The 16,320-nt window shown below is 71.1% G+C and carries 16 protein-coding genes; 8 read left to right on the top strand and 8 right to left on the bottom strand.

The genetic code is table 11. The features are described from left to right. Positions 1 to 187 precede the first annotated feature (187 nt). The gene (locus ACFWBN_RS04520) at positions 188 to 850 is read left to right on the top strand and encodes a response regulator (protein ID WP_385170401.1); all 663 of its coding nucleotides are present in this window, start codon (positions 188 to 190) and stop codon (positions 848 to 850) included. Positions 851 to 923: 73 nt separating this feature from the next. Here the strand turns inward: ACFWBN_RS04520 and ACFWBN_RS04515 are convergent, their stop codons facing one another. From ACFWBN_RS04515 to ACFWBN_RS04505, 3 genes are all read right to left on the bottom strand, one after another. After that, positions 924 to 1,544 carry a hypothetical protein gene (locus tag ACFWBN_RS04515; protein WP_385170398.1) on the bottom strand — a complete coding sequence of 207 codons (621 nt, stop codon included), beginning with the start codon at positions 1,542 to 1,544 and terminating at the stop codon, positions 924 to 926. Between the two features lie 146 nt (positions 1,545 to 1,690). Continuing rightward, positions 1,691 to 3,121, bottom strand: coding sequence for a PH domain-containing protein (locus ACFWBN_RS04510; RefSeq protein ID WP_385170395.1), 1,431 nt, complete (start codon positions 3,119 to 3,121; stop codon positions 1,691 to 1,693). Then, complete coding sequence (locus ACFWBN_RS04505) at positions 3,118 to 3,609, bottom strand: PH domain-containing protein (RefSeq protein ID WP_385170392.1); 492 nt, start codon at positions 3,607 to 3,609, stop codon at positions 3,118 to 3,120. Before ACFWBN_RS04505 ends, ACFWBN_RS04510 begins: the two co-directional genes overlap by 4 nt. 31 nt (positions 3,610 to 3,640) lie before the next feature. Here ACFWBN_RS04505 and ACFWBN_RS04500 point away from each other — a divergent pair, with 31 nt between their 5' ends. The 4 genes from ACFWBN_RS04500 to ACFWBN_RS04485 all read left to right on the top strand — a co-directional run bounded on the left by ACFWBN_RS04500 (position 3,641) and on the right by ACFWBN_RS04485 (position 6,962). Further along, the gene (locus ACFWBN_RS04500) at positions 3,641 to 4,783 is read left to right on the top strand and encodes an NADH-quinone oxidoreductase subunit D (protein WP_385170389.1); all 1,143 of its coding nucleotides are present in this window, start codon (positions 3,641 to 3,643) and stop codon (positions 4,781 to 4,783) included. Between the two features lie 37 nt (positions 4,784 to 4,820). After that, positions 4,821 to 5,723 carry an arylamine N-acetyltransferase gene (locus tag ACFWBN_RS04495; protein ID WP_385170386.1) on the top strand — a complete coding sequence of 301 codons (903 nt, stop codon included), beginning with the start codon at positions 4,821 to 4,823 and terminating at the stop codon, positions 5,721 to 5,723. A gap of 53 nt (positions 5,724 to 5,776) precedes the next feature. Beyond that, positions 5,777 to 6,619 (top strand): arylamine N-acetyltransferase, encoded by an 843-nt coding sequence (locus ACFWBN_RS04490; RefSeq protein WP_385170383.1) that lies wholly within the window; start codon positions 5,777 to 5,779, stop codon positions 6,617 to 6,619. A gap of 127 nt (positions 6,620 to 6,746) precedes the next feature. Then, on the top strand, positions 6,747 to 6,962 hold the full coding sequence (locus ACFWBN_RS04485) for a hypothetical protein (RefSeq protein ID WP_385170380.1): 216 nt from the start codon (positions 6,747 to 6,749) through the stop codon (positions 6,960 to 6,962). Positions 6,963 to 7,013: 51 nt separating this feature from the next. Here ACFWBN_RS04485 and ACFWBN_RS04480 read toward each other — a convergent pair whose 3' ends face one another. Continuing rightward, the gene (locus ACFWBN_RS04480) at positions 7,014 to 8,012 is read right to left on the bottom strand and encodes a hypothetical protein (protein WP_385170377.1); all 999 of its coding nucleotides are present in this window, start codon (positions 8,010 to 8,012) and stop codon (positions 7,014 to 7,016) included. Positions 8,013 to 8,256: 244 nt separating this feature from the next. Here ACFWBN_RS04480 and ACFWBN_RS04475 point away from each other — a divergent pair, with 244 nt between their 5' ends. Further along, positions 8,257 to 9,483 (top strand): RNA-guided endonuclease InsQ/TnpB family protein, encoded by a 1,227-nt coding sequence (locus ACFWBN_RS04475; protein ID WP_385170374.1) that lies wholly within the window; start codon positions 8,257 to 8,259, stop codon positions 9,481 to 9,483. 46 nt (positions 9,484 to 9,529) lie between these two features. Here ACFWBN_RS04475 and ACFWBN_RS04470 read toward each other — a convergent pair whose 3' ends face one another. The 3 genes from ACFWBN_RS04470 to ACFWBN_RS04460 are packed head-to-tail and all read right to left on the bottom strand — an operon-like array spanning position 9,530 to position 11,950. Continuing rightward, on the bottom strand, positions 9,530 to 10,516 hold the full coding sequence (locus tag ACFWBN_RS04470) for an ABC transporter substrate-binding protein (RefSeq protein ID WP_385170371.1): 987 nt from the start codon (positions 10,514 to 10,516) through the stop codon (positions 9,530 to 9,532). 59 nt (positions 10,517 to 10,575) lie between these two features. Beyond that, on the bottom strand, positions 10,576 to 11,244 hold the full coding sequence (locus ACFWBN_RS04465) for an ABC transporter permease (RefSeq protein WP_385170367.1): 669 nt from the start codon (positions 11,242 to 11,244) through the stop codon (positions 10,576 to 10,578). A 4-nt stretch (positions 11,245 to 11,248) separates the two neighbouring features. After that, a complete protein-coding gene (locus ACFWBN_RS04460) occupies positions 11,249 to 11,950 on the bottom strand; it encodes an ABC transporter permease (RefSeq protein ID WP_385170363.1) in 702 nt (233 codons plus the stop codon). Positions 11,951 to 12,106: 156 nt separating this feature from the next. On the opposite strand from ACFWBN_RS04460, the gene ACFWBN_RS04455 reads away from it, so the two are divergent. Next, on the top strand, positions 12,107 to 13,075 hold the full coding sequence (locus tag ACFWBN_RS04455; RefSeq protein WP_385170358.1) for an ABC transporter ATP-binding protein: 969 nt from the start codon (positions 12,107 to 12,109) through the stop codon (positions 13,073 to 13,075). A gap of 85 nt (positions 13,076 to 13,160) precedes the next feature. Here the strand turns inward: ACFWBN_RS04455 and ACFWBN_RS04450 are convergent, their stop codons facing one another. Beyond that, positions 13,161 to 14,270: an alpha/beta hydrolase-fold protein gene (locus ACFWBN_RS04450; protein WP_385170355.1), complete on the bottom strand. Its 1,110-nt coding sequence runs from the start codon at positions 14,268 to 14,270 to the stop codon at positions 13,161 to 13,163. A gap of 152 nt (positions 14,271 to 14,422) precedes the next feature. Between ACFWBN_RS04450 and ACFWBN_RS04445 the strand changes: the two genes are divergently transcribed. After that, on the top strand, positions 14,423 to 16,276 hold the full coding sequence (locus tag ACFWBN_RS04445) for a phosphatidylglycerol lysyltransferase domain-containing protein (RefSeq protein ID WP_385170352.1): 1,854 nt from the start codon (positions 14,423 to 14,425) through the stop codon (positions 16,274 to 16,276). Positions 16,277 to 16,320: the final 44 nt, after the last annotated feature.

The following is a 16,320-nucleotide window of genomic DNA, read 5'->3' as shown; positions in this document are numbered from 1 at the left end:
CGGGCCTCCTGCCCCGTCTCGCGCCCGGTCTGCGAACGCTGGACGACGACCGGGACCTGAACCACTGAGCCCCTCACCAGCCCCGTCCGGCCACAGTGAGCGTCACGACCGGGCGGGGCTGCCGTCTGCGTACCCTGGCCGTATGACTGCCTTTGATGCGCCTGCTCCTGGAAGTTCCGTAAGAGTCATGCTCGTCGACGATCAGGTGCTGCTGCGCACCGGCTTCCGGATGGTGCTCGCCGCCCAGCCGGACATGGAGGTCGTCGCCGAGGCCGGTGACGGTCTGGAGGCGCTGGAGGTGCTGCGGGCCACCAAGGTGGACGTGGTGCTGATGGACGTGCGCATGCCGAAGCTGGACGGGGTCGAGGCCACGCGGCGGATCTGCGAGCCGGAGGAGCACCCCAAGGTCATCATCCTGACCACCTTCGACCTGGACGAGTACGCCTTCTCCGGGCTGAAGGCGGGTGCGAGCGGCTTCATGCTGAAGGACGTTCCGCCGGCCGAGCTGCTCGCGGCGATCCGCTCGGTGCACAGCGGCGACGCGGTGGTGGCGCCCTCCACGACGCGGCGGCTGCTGGACCGTTTCGCCCCGATGCTGCCGACCACTACGCAGGAGCCGCAGAACAAGGACATCGAGCGGCTGACGGACCGCGAGCGCGAGGTCATGCTGCTGGTCGCCCAGGGCCTGTCGAACGGGGAGATCGCCGCCCGGCTGGTCCTCTCGGAGGCGACGGTGAAGACCCACGTCGGCCGCATCCTGACGAAGCTGAACCTGCGCGACCGCGTGCAGGTGGTGGTCCTGGCGTACGAAACGGGCCTGGTCCGCGCGGGCGGCGGCGGAGCCGCGTAGTCCCGCAACGGTGCAGTCCGCGCACGGCGTCCCCCGGCCCGGGGGACGCCGTGCGCGCACACGGGCGGGGAGGTCAGCGGATGACGAAGTCGCAGCTGTGCGAGGTCGCGAGGAAGTCGAGGGAGGCGTTGTCGGCCACGACGATGTCGAAGCCGGCGCCGCACGCGATCCGGTCGAAGCCGCCGTTCCTGCTGACGATGGTGTCGTTGCCCCCTCCGCCGTCGAAGGTGGTGGTGATGAGAGTGGGGCCGTTCCAGCCGTCGGGGTCGGTGAGCCGGTCGTTGCCGCCCCCGCCGGTGAGCTGGTCCTCGCCCGCTCCGCCGTCGATGTCGGCCGGGGCGTTGGTCTTGTTCTCGGCGATGTCGTTCTGGTTGCCCAGTGCGGCCTGGATGCGGGTCACGTTGGTGGAGGAACCGCAGTTGACGGTGTGGATGTCGACCTGGGTGCAGCCGGGACCGGCGGTGAGATTGGCCGTCGTGTCGGTGACGCGGAAGACCGAGCCGAGGTTGAGGAAGGTCACGGTGTTCGTTTCTCCGGGCAGCGCCGCGAAGCTGACCACGCCGCCCGCGCGGGACACGAACGACGGGTCGGCGGCCGCGGGGCCGGCGAACGCCATCGTCAGGGTCAGGGCGGCCACGGCGGGGACGGCGACGCGTACGGTGCGGCGCAGGAGGGGGGAAGAGGTCGAGGTCATCGGTGCTGTTCCTTGCGGTCGACGAGTGCGGATCTGGTCGAGGATCCGTCGCCCCCTTCGCTACCCGAAGTGATCAGTAGGACTGTCCTTTGATCACACAGTTACCTCCCGTGCCGAACGCAACCCCTCGTCCGGCCCTGTCTGCGCTACGTCATCCAGCGGTCCGGGCGGGCCGAAGCGCGCGAGGTGCGGGAGCGGGCCGCCTGGGCGTACAGGAGCGCGGCCGCTTCGGCCGCCGGCCGCAGCCGGGCCGTGACCGTGCCGTTCGCGCCGGTGTCCACGTGTACGTCGGCCACGCCGCGGGCGCGCTCCCAGGGGCCCTGGGTGAGGCGGACGCTCTGCACCTTGGCGTGCGGGACGATCTCCGTACGGCGGCACAGGCGGCCCTGCCGGGCGGCGAACACGTCCGGGGAGACGGCCAGGCCGTACCCCTTCCACCACACCGGGACCACCCAGCGCGAACCCGCCGCCGGGGAGCCGGAGAAGGACAGCGCCGCCAGGTCCACCCCCGGCAGGACCCGGGCGATCACCGCGTACGCGGCGGCCCGCGAGGCCACCGGGACCAGCACCTCGTTCTTCGAGCCCGCCACGGCCAGCTCGACGCGGACCCAGCCGCGCCGCCGCCACAGCAGCGGCTCCACGATCCGTACGGTCTGCACGCGCCCCGGCGGCACGGTCTCGTGGGCCCGGTCCAGCAGCCCGTGGTCCAGGCGCAGCCCGTCCGGGGATTCGGCGACCGTCCAGTCGTACTCGGTGAGGAAGCGGCCCGCGCTGCCCGCCCAGACCGCGCCGAGCATCGGGAGCAGGGTGACGACGGCCGCCCACGGGCTGGAGCTGACCCACCAGACGACCACCGGCGCGATGAGCCCACCGGCCAGCGCCCCCATGACGCCGAGGCTCAGCAGCAGGGACACGGCGAGGTCGCGGGGGCCGACGCGGAGCAGTTCGCGTTCGGGGGCCTCGCCGAGGCGCACCGCCTCGGCGGGCGCGAAGCCGGCGGCCCGGGCGAGGAGCTCGGCGCGCAGGGCCACGGCCTCCTTCTCGGAGAGGAAGGACAGCTGGTCCTTCTCCTCGGTGCCGATGACGTCGAGCCGCAGGCTGGCGACCCCGGTCAGGCGCGCCAGCAGCGGGCGGGTGACGTCGATCGCCTGGATGCGGTCGAGGCGGATGTGGGCGGTGCGCCGGAAGAGCAGGCCGCTGCGGATGCGGAGCTCGGTGTCGGTGACGGCGTAGTGGGTGAACCACCAGCTCAGGAACCCGTACAGGCCGAACACCAGCACCAGGCCCGCGAGCGCGGCCAGCCGGAGCAGGGCGGACAGCGCCCCGATCCACTCCCCGGCCCGGTCCCCCTGCTGCGCGATCACGCCGACGGTCGCGGCGATCGGCACCCACGCCCGCCGCAGGGGCGTGAAGGGATGCAGCCGCCGCTCGCCCGCGGCGGGCTCGGCGGAGTACGGGGCCAGCCCCGAGCCGGTTCCGCCTGCGGCGGGCGGGTCGGCGGAGACAGGCCCCGGTCCGCCGGGTCCACCCGCCGGACCGGGGGTCACCGGGTCGCCGCCCGCCGGACCGGAGGTCACAGGCCCGCCGACCTTGCCTCGCCCAGCGCGGTGAGGTGGTCGCGCAGGCGCTCCGCCTCGGCCGGCGCCAGGCCCGGGATCTTGGCGTCCGTCGCCGCGGCCGCCGTGTGCAGCTGTACGGAGGCCAGCCCGAAGCGCCGTTCCAGCGGGCCCGAGGCCACCTCGACCAGCTGCATCCGCCCGTACGGGACCACCGTCTGCTCCCGCCACAGCACGCCCCGGCTGATCAGCAGGTCGTCGGCGCGCTCGGCGTACCGCCAGGACCGCCAGTTCCGGCCGAGCAGCACCCACCCCCAGGCGAGCACCGCGAGCCAGACCAGCCCGAGGGCCGCCCACGCCGGGCCCGCGAACAGGCCCAGCAGCACCCCGGTCACCACCGCGAAAAGGCCCGTCCAGCCCACCAGCAGCAGCCGCCTCAGCGTGAGCAGCCCGCCCGGCAGACCCACCCATTCGGGTCCGTCCGTCTCACCCGTCGTCCCCGTTTCCATCCCTCCACCCTATGGCTGAGACAATGCCCGCATGACGGAGACCACGGTCGGCATCGGCGGCGCGGCGGAGAGCACCGACATGGTGCTCAACATCGGCCCCCAGCACCCTTCCACGCACGGCGTGCTGCGCCTGCGCCTCGTCCTCGACGGCGAGCGGATCGCCAGCGCCGAGCCCGTGGTCGGCTATATGCACCGCGGCGCCGAGAAGCTCTTCGAGGCCCGCGACTACCGGCAGATCGTGATGCTCGCGAACCGCCACGACTGGCTGTCCGCCTTCTCCAACGAGCTCGGCGTGGTCATGGCCGTCGAGCGGATGCTCGGCATGGAGGTCCCCGAGCGGGCCGTGTGGATGCGGACCCTGCTGGCCGAGCTGAACCGGGTGCTGAACCACCTGATGTTCCTCGGCTCGTACCCGCTCGAACTGGGCGGAATCACCCCGATCTTCCACGCGTTCCGCGAGCGCGAGGAGCTCCAGGCCGTCATGGAGGAGATCTCCGGCGGCCGCATGCACTACATGTTCAACCGCGTCGGCGGCCTCAAGGAGGACCTCCCGGCCGGCTGGCTCGGCCGGGCCCGCGCCGCCATCGCCGACGTCAACACCCGCATGGACGTCTACGACAAGCTCGTCCGCGGCAACGAGATCTTCCGCGGCCGCACCCGCGGCGTCGGCGTCCTGTCCGCCGAGGCGGTCCACGCGTACGGGGTCTCCGGCCCCATCGCCCGCGCCTCCGGCGTCGACTTCGACCTGCGCCGCGACGAGCCCTACCTGGCCTACGGCGAGCTCCAGGACGTCCTCAAGGTGGTCACCCGCACCGAGGGCGACTGCCTGGCCCGCTTCGAGGTGCTGCTGGAGCAGACCCACAACGCCCTCGAACTCGCCGTGGCCTGCCTGGACCGCCTGGCCGAGCTCCCGCCCGGCCCGATCAACCAGCGCCTGCCCAAGGTCCTGAAGGCCCCCGAGGGCCACACGTACGCCTGGACCGAGAACCCGCTCGGCATCAACGGCTACTACCTGGTCTCCAAGGGCGAGAAGACCCCGTACCGGCTGAAGCTGCGCAGCGCCTCCTACAACAACATCCAGGCCCTCGCCGTGCTCCTGCCGGGGCAGCTGGTCGCGGACATGGTGTCGATCCTCGGCTCGCTCTTCTTCGTCGTCGGCGACATCGACAAATAGCCGCCGCCCCCGCCGGGCTCCGGCCTAACCTGGCCGGATGATCACTGGCATATCCGCCGACTACCTGCGGCGACTCGGCATCGCCGACCCGGGCAGCCCCTCGGTGGAGGGGCTGTTCGCCCTCCAGCGGGCGCACGTGGAACGCATCTCCTACGACAACGTCGACATCCAGCTCGGCCGGCCGCCCGGCATCGACCCCGAGCTGTCCGCGCGCCGCCTCGCCGCCGGGCGCGGCGGCTACTGCTTCCACCTCAACGGCGGCCTCGCGCTGCTCCTCGAATCCCTGGGCTACGAGGTGACGCGCCACGCCGGAAGCGTCACCCCCGACCCGGAGGACCGTGCGATCAGCGGCGGGCACCTCACGCTGACCGTGCGCGTGGACGGGACGACGTACTGGGTGGATGCCGGGCTCGGCGACGGCCCGTACGAACCGCTGCCGCTGCGCGAGGGCGCGTACGAGCAGGGCGGGTTCCGCTACACGCTGGAGCGGCTGGTCCCGCTGGAGGGCGAGGCCCCGGGCTGGACGCTGCGCAAGTTCGCCGGCCCCATGCCCCGGATGAACTTCCGTGACGCCACGGCCGCGATGGACGACTTCGAGGCCATGCACACCCAGTTCACGACCGCCGAGGACTCGCCGTTCGTACGGACCTTCGCGATCCTGCGGCGGGACACGGAGGGCTCGGACGCGCTGCGCGGCCGGATCCTGACCCGCGTCGACGGCGCGAAGGGGACGAGCGAGCGCGAACTCGCCGACGAGGACGAGTTCTTCGAGGTCATCGCGAGCGTCTTCGGGCGGAACCTGGACGACCTGACGCCGGCGGACCGGGCCGCGCTGTGGGCCCGGGTGAGCCGGACGCACGAGGCGTGGCTCGCCTCCCGTCAGCCTCACGGCACCGACACCGGCGCTGGCACCAACTTCGACATCGACATCGACAAGTAGACATAAAAACGGACTTGAAGGGTCATCGGCTCCACCACCCGTAGGGTGGACCGATGACCACTGGCATATTCGACGGCTATCTGCGGCGGCTCGGCATCACCGGACCCCACACCCCGTCCGCCGAGGGGCTCTTCGCCCTCCAGCGCGCCCACCTGGAACGCGTCCCGTACGAGAACATCGACATCCAGCTGGGCCGGCCGCCCGGCATCGACCCCGAGCTGTCGGTCCGCCGCTTCGGCGCCGGGCGGGGCGGCTACTGCTTCCACCTCAACGGCGGTTTCGCCGCCCTCCTCGAACGGCTCGGCTACGACGTCACCCGCCATGTCGGCGGGGTGTACGAGGAGCCCGACGCCCGCGAGGTCAACGGCAACCACCTCGCGCTGACCGTACGCGTCGACGGCGAGGCCTACTTCGTCGACGCCGGGCTCGGCGACGGCCCGTACGAACCGCTGCCGCTGCGCGAGGGCACGTACGACCAGGGCGGGTTCCGCTACCGCCTGGAGCGGCTCGACGGCGCCGAGCAGGGCTGGACCTTCCACAACACCGGGGGTCCCTTCCCCGTGATGAACTTCCGCTCCGCGCCGGCGACGATGGACGAGTTCGCCGGGGAGCACCTGCGGCTGTCGACCGCGGAGGACTCCCCCTTCATCCGGACCCTGGCGGTGCTGCGCCGGGACGCGGCGGGCATCGACCTGCTGCGGGGGCGGGTGCTGAGCCACATCGACCCGGAGAAGGGACCCGTCGAGCGGGAACTGGGCAGCTCGGAGGAGTTCTTCGACGCGCTGTCCGGGGTCTTCGGGCGGGAGCTCGACGACCTGACCCCGGCGGACCGGATCGCGCTGTGGGGCCGGGTGGAGCAGGCCCACGAGGCGTGGCTGGCGTCCCGGCAGGCCTGACGCCGGTACGGCAGGCCTGACGCCGGTACGGCGGGCCTGAGGCCGGTACGGCGAGGCCGTCGTCGGTGGGGCAGGGCCGGCATGGGCCACGGCGGCCGATGTCGGTGCGGCAGGGCAGACTTGGGGCATGTCCCATTCCCCCCGCCGCGCCTGCCCCTCCTGCGGCCGCGACTGCGCCGTCACCGCCGGCCGGATCGCCCGCCACGACCCGCCGGCCGGACGGGGGCGGGGCGATCTGGTGTCCTGCCCCGGCTCGCGGGCCCGGGTGGTCCTCGGGGCGTCGGCCCCGACCCTGGACGGCTTCACCCTGGGGCCGCAGCCGGGCCAGTTGCCGCTGTTCTGACGCCGCCACCCGGCCCGCCCGGTGGCCTCGTACGCGGGCCGAAAGGATCGGCTAGGAGATCGCGGTGCGGAGCCGGGCCACGTCGATCGGCTCGGTCTCGTCATGGGCCGTCAGGTCGATGACCTGGCCCACCGCGCGCATCTCGGGGGTGGGCGGCTTGGTCTGCGCCGACTCCGCCTTGTGGACCTCAAGGGCCTCGGCGCCGACCACGTCCGCCAGGTCCTCGTTCTGGACCGCCTCGATCACGGCACGCGCCTGCGCCGCGGTCTTCGTACCGAAGAAGTCGAAGCCGCCCTCGACACGGGAAGCGGACCGCCGCTGCGCCGCGTACGGAGCCACCGCCGCGGCCGGACGCCGGGCCGGGACCGCCACCGCCGGACGCCCGTGGCCGTCGTCGCCCCCGGAGGGCGCGGGCGGGGACGCGGGACCGGCGGGCAGCGCCCGAGGCTCCCCCTGTGCCTGTGCCTGCGCCTTGCGGGCCGCCAGCGCACCCAGGGCCGCATGGGCCCGGGCGTAGCCGACCGCGGTGGGCGCGCCCGCGGAGGTGCGGTCCTCGGTGACCGGCGGAAGGGCCTTCGGCGCGGCCGGGGCCGCGGCGGCCTCGATGGCCAGCAGCCGGCGGCCCTCCAGCGCGCTGGCGCGCTCGGTCTCGGCGGTCGCGTACCGCCGCAGCAGCGCCGCGTGCTCGCCCCGCAGCCCGGCCAGCTCGACCCGCTTGGCGCGCAGCTTGTCGTCCAGCTTGGCGCGCAGCATCCGCGCCTCTTCGAGATCGGATTCGAGCTCGGCTATCCGCTCTTCCGTCTTCCACTCGTCCTTGACCCGCTCGCGCGCGAGCTCCGCGACGCGGCGGCCCGCCGAACGGTCCCAGGCGCGCATCACGACGGCGCCGGCGATCCCGGCACCCGCCGTGAGGGCCACGAGCAGCCGTAGCGCCACAGGTTCCGCGAGCAGCCAGGCCGCGCCGGCACTGGCGAGGGACACGCCGGCCACGCTCGTCGGCGTGAGCAGCCGGTGCAGGGGTTCGGGATTGCGGTGGCGTCCACGGGGCATGGCCCGAAATTTACAGGGCGTGGACGCTTGTGGGGTACCCGCCCGGCAATCTCTTCAGAGGAGTTACCGAGGCTCTGCGGCGAAAGCCCCAGCCCGCCGTCGCGGTCCGAGATGATCACGATTGTTCGGATCCGCACGCCGGCCCGGACGCTGTTGTTGTCCACAGGCTACGCGGGAATGGTCATTCCCGCTCATTTCTGATGTTCTCCCGCATCATGCCGGATGCGGTCATACGGTCTCCCGTGTGAAGCTCCGCTACAACTACCGGATTTATCCGGATGCCTCCCAGCGCGCCGCGCTTGCGCAGGCATTCGGATGCGCTCGTGTGGTGTGGAACGATTGCCTGCGCGACCGGAAGGAAGCGCATACGGCGGGGCTGCCGTATGTGACGTCGGCCGAGCTGTCGAAGGTCCGGATCACGCAGGCCAAACGCACGGAAGAACGCACGTGGCTGGCCGAGGTGTCGGCCGTGGTGCTTCAGCAGTCCTTGCGGGATCTGGATGCCGCCTTCAAGAATTTCTTCGACTCCCTGACGGGCAAGCGCAAAGGCCCGAAGGTCTCCCCTCCCCGCTTCAAGTCCAAGAAGGACACCAGGCAGTCCATCCGCTTGAGCACCAGCGCCTTCTCCCTGAACGAGAACGGCACGGTGCATGTGACCAAGGTCGGCTGCCTGAAGGTGCAGTGGTCGAGACCGCTGCCTGCCACACCCACCTCGCTGACGATCGTCAAGGACTCCGCCGGCCGGTACTTCGCCAGCTTTGTGGTGGACGCCGCCCCCGACCTCCTGCCCGATTTGGACAGCGAAGTCGGCATCGATCTCGGTCTCGCGACGTTCGCCACACTCTCCGACGGGACCAAGATCTCTTCGCCGAAGTTTCTGCGCCGGGCGGAGAAGAAGCTCAAACGCCTGCAGCAGGACCTTTCCCGTAAGGCGAAGGGAAGCAAGAACCGCGCGAAGGCCCGGATCAAGGTCGCGCGGCAACACGCCCGGGTAGCCGACCGGCGTCGGGACTGGCACCACCAGACTTCCACGCAGATCATCCGCGACAACCAAGCGGTGTACGTGGAAGACCTCGCGGTGTCGGGCCTCGCACGCACCCGCATGGCCAAGTCCGTGCACGACGCGGGATGGACCCAGTTCGTCAACATGCTGCAGTACAAGGCCACCAAGCACGGCCGACACTTCGGGAAGATCGGCCGGTTCGAGCCGACCTCGCAAGTCTGCTCTGTTTGCGGGGTCAAGGACGGTCCCAAGCCCCTGCATGTCCGTGAATGGACCTGCGGGAGGTGCGGGACCGTCCATGATCGCGACGAGAACGCAGCACACAACACGCTGGCCGCCGGACGGGCGGACAGGCTAAACGCCTCGCAGAGCGCAGGTAAGACCGGGGCGAAGATCCCGGCACAGCGCGTTGAAGCAGGAAGCCGCCCAGCCGGCCACCCGGCCGCGGCGGGAATCCCCGGCCCTTAGGCCGGGGAGCACGTCAACCCACATTTCTCCATCAAACGCGTAACTGCTACTTCTTCAGCAGGCCCTTGGATTCCAGGTAGGCCTTCGCGACGTCCGCCGGCTTGGCGCGCTCCGCGTCCACCTTGCGGTTCAGGTCGACCAGGTCGGCCGTCGTGAGCGCCTGCGTCAGCTTGCCGAGGGCCTCCGCGACCTCCGGGGCGCCCGCGTCCTTGGCGTTGACCACCGGCAGCACGTTGTCGGCGTTCTGGAGCTTCTTGTCGTCCTCCAGCAGGACCAGGCCGAAGCTGTCCAGCGTGGCGTCCGTGGTGGTGGTCAGCACCAGCTGGTCCGCGCCGTCCTTGACCGCCTGCTTGGCCTGCGGGGTGCCGACACCCTTCGGGTCGATACCGGAAACCTGGATTCCGTACGTCTTCGTCAACCCCGGTGCGCAGAAGGGCCGGACGGCGCATTCGTCGCCCGCCGCGATCTTCACCTTGAGGCCCGACTTTCCAAGATCGGAAAGGGACTTGAGATTGTTCTTCTGGGCGAATTCCTTGGTCACCGCGAAGGCGTTCTGGTCCACGGCCGCACCCGCGGGCAGCGCCTTGAGGCCCAGCGGGGCCGCGAGCTTCTCCAGGCCGGCCACCGTCGCCGCGACGTCGCTCGACGCGACCGGCTTCTCCTCCGGCGCCTTCGGGCCGTTCACCTTGGCGTTCAGGAACTCAGCGAGCGTGGCCGCGTACTCCGGGACGACGTCGATCTCGCCCTTCTCCAGCGAGGGCTCGTACAGCTCGCGGTTGTTGACCGTCTTGATCGACGTGCTGTAGCCGGCGTCCTTGAGGAGCTGCGCGTACAGCTCGGCCAGGACGTTGGACTCGGTGAAGCCGGCCGCGCCGATCACCAGGCTGCCCTTGGCGCCGCCCGAGGCCGGGGCGGCGGAGGACGAGCCGCCGTCCTTGCTCTTCTCCAGGGTGTCGCCGCCGCACGCGGCCAGCGACACCGTCAGGGCGAGGGTGCCCAGGGACGCGCCGAGGACGCGCGTGGTCTTGGTCATGGGGAGACTCCGTTCGAGGCGGGGAAAGAGGTCGTCGAGGTCGGCACGGTCGGCAGGGATCAGCGGCGGGCGGCCGTCCGCGGCAGCAGCCGGTCGGCCGCCACCAGGAAGCCCTCCACCAGCAGGGCCAGCGCCGCCACCAGCAGGGCGCCCGCGACGACCTGCGCGGTGTTGTACGTGTTGAAGCCGGCGGTGATGATCCGGCCGAGGCCGCCCTGGCCGACCATCGCAGCGATCGTGGCCGTGGCGATGACCTGCACCGCGCCCGAGCGCAGTCCGGTCATCACGAGCCCGCGCGCGAGCGGCAGTTCCACCCGGAAGAAGAGCTGGCCGCCGGACATGCCCATGCCCCGGGCGGCCTCCACCACCGAGCGGTCCACCTCGCGCATTCCCACGTACGCATTGGTCAGCAGCGGCGGGACGGCGAACAGCACCAGCGCGGCGATGGTCGGCAGATAGCCCGCGTTGCGCAGCGGGGAGACCATGAACAGGGCCAGCACCGCGAAGACCGGCACGGCGCGGCCGATGTTGGAGATGTTGACGGCGAGGGCGCCGCCCTTGCCGAGGTGGCCGAGGAACAGCCCGACGGGCAGCGCGACCGCGCAGGCGATCGCGAGGGCGATCCCGCTGACGTAGACGTGCTCGCCGAGCCGGTGCCAGACCCCGCTCTCCCCCGACCAGTTGGCGCCGTTCGCCAGCCAGTCCCAGGCCCCTCCCATCACGCCCATCGCCTCAGACCGCCTTTTCCGGAGCCGCCGGCCGCCCGCCGCCGGCCCGGGTCCACGGCGTCAGCAGCCGCTGTACGCCGAGCAGCAGCAGGTCGGCCACGAGCGCGAGCAGCACGCACAGCACCGAGGCGGTGAGCACCTGGGCCTTGAAGGAGCTGTTCACGGCCGGGGCGATGAGATTGCCGAGGCCGCCCTTGCCGACGATGGAGCCGACGGTGGTCAGCGCGACGGTCGACACGGTCGCGATCCTGACCCCGGCGAGCAGCGCGGGCAGCGCCAGCGGCAGTTCGACCTGCCAGAGCAGCCGGCCCGGGCCGTAGCCCATGCCGCGCGCGGCCTCCCGCACCTCCTCGGGGACGGCTTCCAGCCCGGCGATCACATTGCGGACCAGGATGGTCAGCGAATAGAGCACCAGACCGGTCACCACCAGCGCCGCCGACAGTCCGAACACCGGCAGCAGCAGGGAGAACATGGCGAGCGAGGGGATCGTGTAGAGCAGGGTGGTGAAGGCGAGCACGGGCGCCGCCCAGCGCCGGCCGCGGCGGGCCAGCAGGGCGAGCGGCACGGACACGGCGACGCCGATGAGGACGGAAACGCCGGTGATCCAGACGTGTTCGAGGGTGGCGTCGGTGAGCTCCTGGGAGCGCGAGGAGACGTACTCCCAGCAGATCCAGTCGTTCGCCACCAGGCAGCTCTGCCCGGCCATGCCCCTCACCCCCACCCGTCACCGAACGCACGTGTCAACACTCCAGTCGACCATAACCCCCGGCACCGACAATGATCGGAATCCTTCACAGGTGCGTAATACACACCTGACAAAGTCTTCGCCGAAACGGGCGCACGGGTAGGGAAGGATGGACATGTGATCCGATTCGAGCATGTGACCAAGCGCTACCCCGACGGGACGACCGCCGTCGAGGACCTCTCCTTCGAGGTGGCGGAGGGGGAGCTGGTCACGCTCGTGGGCCCCTCGGGCTGCGGCAAGACGACCACGATGAAGATGGTCAACCGGCTGATCGAGCCGACCTCCGGCCGCATCCTGCTCGCCGGCGAGGACATCGCGGCCGCCGACCCGGTCGAGCTGCGCCGCCGGATCGGCTACGTCATCCAGCAGGTCGGGCTCTTCCCCCACAAGACGGTGCTGGAGAACACGGCGACCGTGCCGCAGCTGCTCGGCACCCCGAAGGCCAAGGCCCGCGCACGGGCGGCCGAGCTGCTCGAACTGGTGGGCCTGGACCCGTCCGTGTACGGGGGCCGGTACCCGGAGCAGCTGTCGGGCGGGCAGCGCCAGCGCGTCGGCGTGGCCCGCGCGCTGGCCGCCGATCCGCCGGTGCTGCTGATGGACGAGCCGTTCGGTGCGGTGGACCCGGTGGTGCGCGAGCGCCTGCAGAACGAGTTCCTCACGCTCCAGCGGACGGTGCGCAAGACGATCCTGCTGGTCACGCACGACCTGGAGGAGGCGATCCGGCTGGGCGACCGCATCGCCGTCTACGGAGCGGGCACCATCGAGCAGTTCGCGAGCCCGGCGGTGGTCCTCGGGGCTCCGGCCACGGAGTACGTGGCCTCCTTCGTCGGCGCCGACCGGGGGCTCAAGCGGCTGGCGGTCACCCCGGTGGAGGCGGCCGACCTGGCGGCGGCGGACGGCAGGTCCCCCGCCCCGGCGGCGGCGGTGGAGCTGGGGTCGACGCTGCGCGAGGCCCTCTCCGCCCTGCTCCAGGAGGACTCGGGCCGGATCGGGGTCACGGACCCGGACTCGGGCGAGCTGATCGGCGTACTGACCCCGGAGGGCGTCCACCGGGCGCTGCGCCGGGCCCAGTTGCAGGAGGCGTAGGGGCGGGCGCGTCCGAGGAGGCCGCGGAAACGGCGGAAGGGCCCGCCCGGAGTCGGGCCCTTCCGCCTGCGCACACGACCTGGCCTCAGGCCTGGATGCGGCCGCTCATCCACACCAGCATCGGCGGGATCTCGCGGCGCCACGTGTTGAAGTTGTGGCCGCCGCTGTCGAGGATGATCGAGGAAACCCGGTCCGGGCCCTTGATCAGCTTGATGAACTTCTTGGTGTCGCCGAGGTTCGGCTCGCCCTTCTCGCTGCTGGTGACGAGGAAGGACGTGCCGGTCGGCTTCTTGTTCCCGATGCTGTGCAGGACGTCCGCACGCTTCTTCAGCTTGTCGTCGCCGTGGAACAGGTCACCGGTCGTCGGGTCGTCCGGGGCCTCGTAGTACGCGGACAGACCCGCGGCGGCGCCGAAGGTCTGCGGGTAGTGCGCGGCGATCTTCAGGGCGCAGTAGCCGCCCGTGGAGTTGCCGATGAAGCCCATGTTCTGCGGCTTCTTGCCGACCCGGAAGGTGTCCGTGATGGCCTGCGGCAGGTCCTGGCCGAAGAAGGTCTCGGTCTGCGGTCCGCCGGGTATATCGACGCACTCGGTGTCGCGCGGCGGCGCCACGGTCGGGCGCAGCATGACCAGGATCATCGGCTTCATCTTGCCCGCCTTGGACAGGCTGAAGGCCTTCATCGGGTAGTCGAGCCCTTTGATCAGGTTCTCGGCGGTGCCCGGGTACCCCGTCAGGACGATGGACGCCGGAAAGTTCTGGTCCTTGTGCTGCGGCTGGAAGTACTCCGGCGGGAGCCACACGTAGCCGGGGCTCGTTATCTTGGACTTCTGCCCGGTTATGGCAACCTTCAGGATCTGACCGCCGACCTGCGGCTTGCCGCCGCCGGGGACGTCCAGCTTCTGCTTGTCGATGACCTTGATGTCCTTGCTGCTCATCGAGTGGTCGACGACCTTGCCGATGGACGTCTCCTGGCCGAACAGGTCAGCCCAGGAACCGTAGAAGAGGAAAGACTTGTTCGCCGCGAGCCCCACGGCCGAGAACAGCGCCAGCTGGGTCGCCAGCAGGAGACCGATCCGGCCGGAAACCGCCCGGAACGAGCGGCCGGAGAGCTTCGGCCAGAACCAGATCGTTGCCGCGAAGAGCAGCACACCGGCGATGATGGCCAGCGCCAGGACCGTATTACTGGTGAGACCCATGAGCAGTCAGTCGACTTTCTGATGGCAGGACTGGATTTTTCCGACGGAAGAGTGAACCCGCTCCTCCTCGATGTCGTCCTAAGGGACGCACCACACACCGGAGGCTGTCGCGGCCTTCGGCCACATGATCTCTCGCGGAGCAACGGGAAGCGATGTCTAGCAGGATAGATGGCGATAAGTCCGGACAGGTTCCGAAGCGGGTCCGCCGAATCCTCCGCGGGCCACGACCGGAGGCCGTGCCCGGCCTCGTAGGTACGGCCGTCACGATCGTCGGCCTTCTGGACATCGCGGCCGGGGTCTTCCCCCGGTTCCGGCACAGCCGGATCCACGCGGTCACCGAGGTACTGCCCGGCTCCGTCGGGCCCTTCGCCGCCGCCCTCGCCATCAGCTCGGGCGTACTGCTCCTGCTGCTGGCACACGGCCTCAAGCGGCACAAGCGGCGCGCCTGGCGGGCCGCCGTCCTGCTGCTGCCCGCGGGAGCCGCCGCGCAGTTCGTGTACCGGCACTCCTTCATCGGCGTCATCATCGCGGCGGTCCTCTTCGGCCTGCTGCTGCGCCACCAGGGTGAATTCAAGGCGCTGCCCGACCCGCGCAGCCGCTGGAAGGCGCTCGCGAACTTCGTCCTGATGAGCGCCGGCTCCATCGGCCTGGGCCTGGTCATCGTCAACGTCCACCCCGGCAAGGTCGTCGGCGACCCCGGCCTGTACGAGCAGATCCAGCACGTGGTCTACGGCCTCTTCGGCTTCGAGGGCCCCGTCGACTACGCCGGCCGCGTCTCCTGGACCGTCGGCTACTCGCTCGGCGCCCTCGGCATGCTGACCGCCCTCACCACGATCTACCTGGCCTTCCGCCCCGAGCACCCGGCCGCCCGACTCACCGCCGACGACGAGACCAAGCTGCGCGAGCTGCTCGCCAAGCACGGCGGCCGCGACTCGCTGGGCCACTTCGCGCTCCGCCGCGACAAGGCCGTCGTCTTCTCCCCCAGCGGCAAGGCCGCCGTCACCTACCGCGTCGTCTCCGGCGTGATGCTCGCCTCCGGCGACCCGGTCGGCGACGTCGAGGCCTGGCCCGGCGCCATCGAGCGGTTCATGGCGGAGGCCAAGGCCCACTCCTGGACCCCGGCCGTCGTGGGCTGCAGCGAGACCGGCGGCGAGGTCTGGACCCGGGAGACCGGCCTGGACGCGCTGGAACTGGGTGACGAGGCGATTGTCGATGTCAAAGACTTCTCCCTCTCGGGCCGCGCCATGCGCAACGTCCGCCAGATGGTGAAGCGCATCGAGCGCAACGGCTACACCACCAAGGTCCGCCGCGTCAGCGAGCTCACCGAGCTGGAGCTGCAGCAGGTGCGGGGCGCCGCCGAGGCCTGGCGCGGCACCGACACCGAGCGCGGCTTCTCGATGGCCCTGGGCCGGGTCGGCGAGGAGGGCGACGGCGACTGCTTCATCGCCACCGCGCACCGCGTGGAGGAGGGCGACACCAGCCCCTTCGGCGACCTGAAGGCCGTCCTCCACTTCGTCCCGTGGGGCCCCGACGGCATGTCGCTGGAGCTCATGCGCCGCGACCGCGCCGCCGACCCCGGCATGAACGAGCTGCTCATCGTGGCCTCCCTGGAGGCGGCTCCGTCCCTGGGCATCGAGAAGGTCTCGCTGAACTTCGCGATGTTCCGCGCGGCCCTCGCCCGCGGCGAGAAGATCGGCGCGGGCCCGGTGCTGCGGATGTGGCGCGGCCTGCTGGTCTTCCTGTCGCGCTGGTTCCAGATCGAGTCGCTGTACAAGTTCAACGAGAAGTTCCGCCCCCGCTGGGAGCCGCGCTTCATGGTCTACCGCACCCACCGCGACCTGCCCCGCATCGGCTTCGCCGTGATGCAGGCCGAGGGCTTCGTCACGCTGGCCCTGCCGCGGCTGTTCGCCAGCCGCCGCCGCCCCAAGCCGGTCCGCGACTGCGCCCACAACCACACCACGGCCAAGGTCCCGGCCCAGAAGGAACGCGAGGTCCAGGCGGCCTGATGGCTGACCGCTGACCGCGCCCGGCGGGGCTGGAATTGCCCTCC

It is taken from the genome of Streptomyces sp. NPDC059989 (assembly GCF_042736975.1).
Lineage (GTDB): Bacteria > Actinomycetota > Actinomycetes > Streptomycetales > Streptomycetaceae > Streptomyces.
The sequence above is the reverse complement of the archived record's forward strand: the minus strand, read 5'-3'. Positions and strand labels throughout refer to the sequence as shown.

Bases quoted from the DNA above. Each gene is read 5' to 3' on its own strand.
- ACFWBN_RS04520 (WP_385170401.1), top strand. From the start codon at position 188: ATGCTCGTCGACGATCAGGTGCTGCTGCGCACCGGCTTCCGGATGGTG.
- ACFWBN_RS04515 (WP_385170398.1), bottom strand. From the start codon at position 1,544: ATGACCTCGACCTCTTCCCCCCTCCTGCGCCGCACCGTACGCGTCGCC.
- ACFWBN_RS04505 (WP_385170392.1), bottom strand. From the start codon at position 3,609: ATGGAAACGGGGACGACGGGTGAGACGGACGGACCCGAATGGGTGGGT.
- ACFWBN_RS04500 (WP_385170389.1), top strand. From the start codon at position 3,641: ATGACGGAGACCACGGTCGGCATCGGCGGCGCGGCGGAGAGCACCGAC.
- ACFWBN_RS04495 (WP_385170386.1), top strand. From the start codon at position 4,821: ATGATCACTGGCATATCCGCCGACTACCTGCGGCGACTCGGCATCGCC.
- ACFWBN_RS04490 (WP_385170383.1), top strand. From the start codon at position 5,777: ATGACCACTGGCATATTCGACGGCTATCTGCGGCGGCTCGGCATCACC.
- ACFWBN_RS04485 (WP_385170380.1), top strand. From the start codon at position 6,747: ATGTCCCATTCCCCCCGCCGCGCCTGCCCCTCCTGCGGCCGCGACTGC.
- ACFWBN_RS04480 (WP_385170377.1), bottom strand. From the start codon at position 8,012: ATGCCCCGTGGACGCCACCGCAATCCCGAACCCCTGCACCGGCTGCTC.
- ACFWBN_RS04470 (WP_385170371.1), bottom strand. From the start codon at position 10,516: ATGACCAAGACCACGCGCGTCCTCGGCGCGTCCCTGGGCACCCTCGCC.
- ACFWBN_RS04465 (WP_385170367.1), bottom strand. From the start codon at position 11,244: ATGGGCGTGATGGGAGGGGCCTGGGACTGGCTGGCGAACGGCGCCAAC.
- ACFWBN_RS04460 (WP_385170363.1), bottom strand. From the start codon at position 11,950: ATGGCCGGGCAGAGCTGCCTGGTGGCGAACGACTGGATCTGCTGGGAG.
- ACFWBN_RS04450 (WP_385170355.1), bottom strand. From the start codon at position 14,270: ATGGGTCTCACCAGTAATACGGTCCTGGCGCTGGCCATCATCGCCGGT.
- ACFWBN_RS04445 (WP_385170352.1), top strand. From the start codon at position 14,423: ATGTCTAGCAGGATAGATGGCGATAAGTCCGGACAGGTTCCGAAGCGG.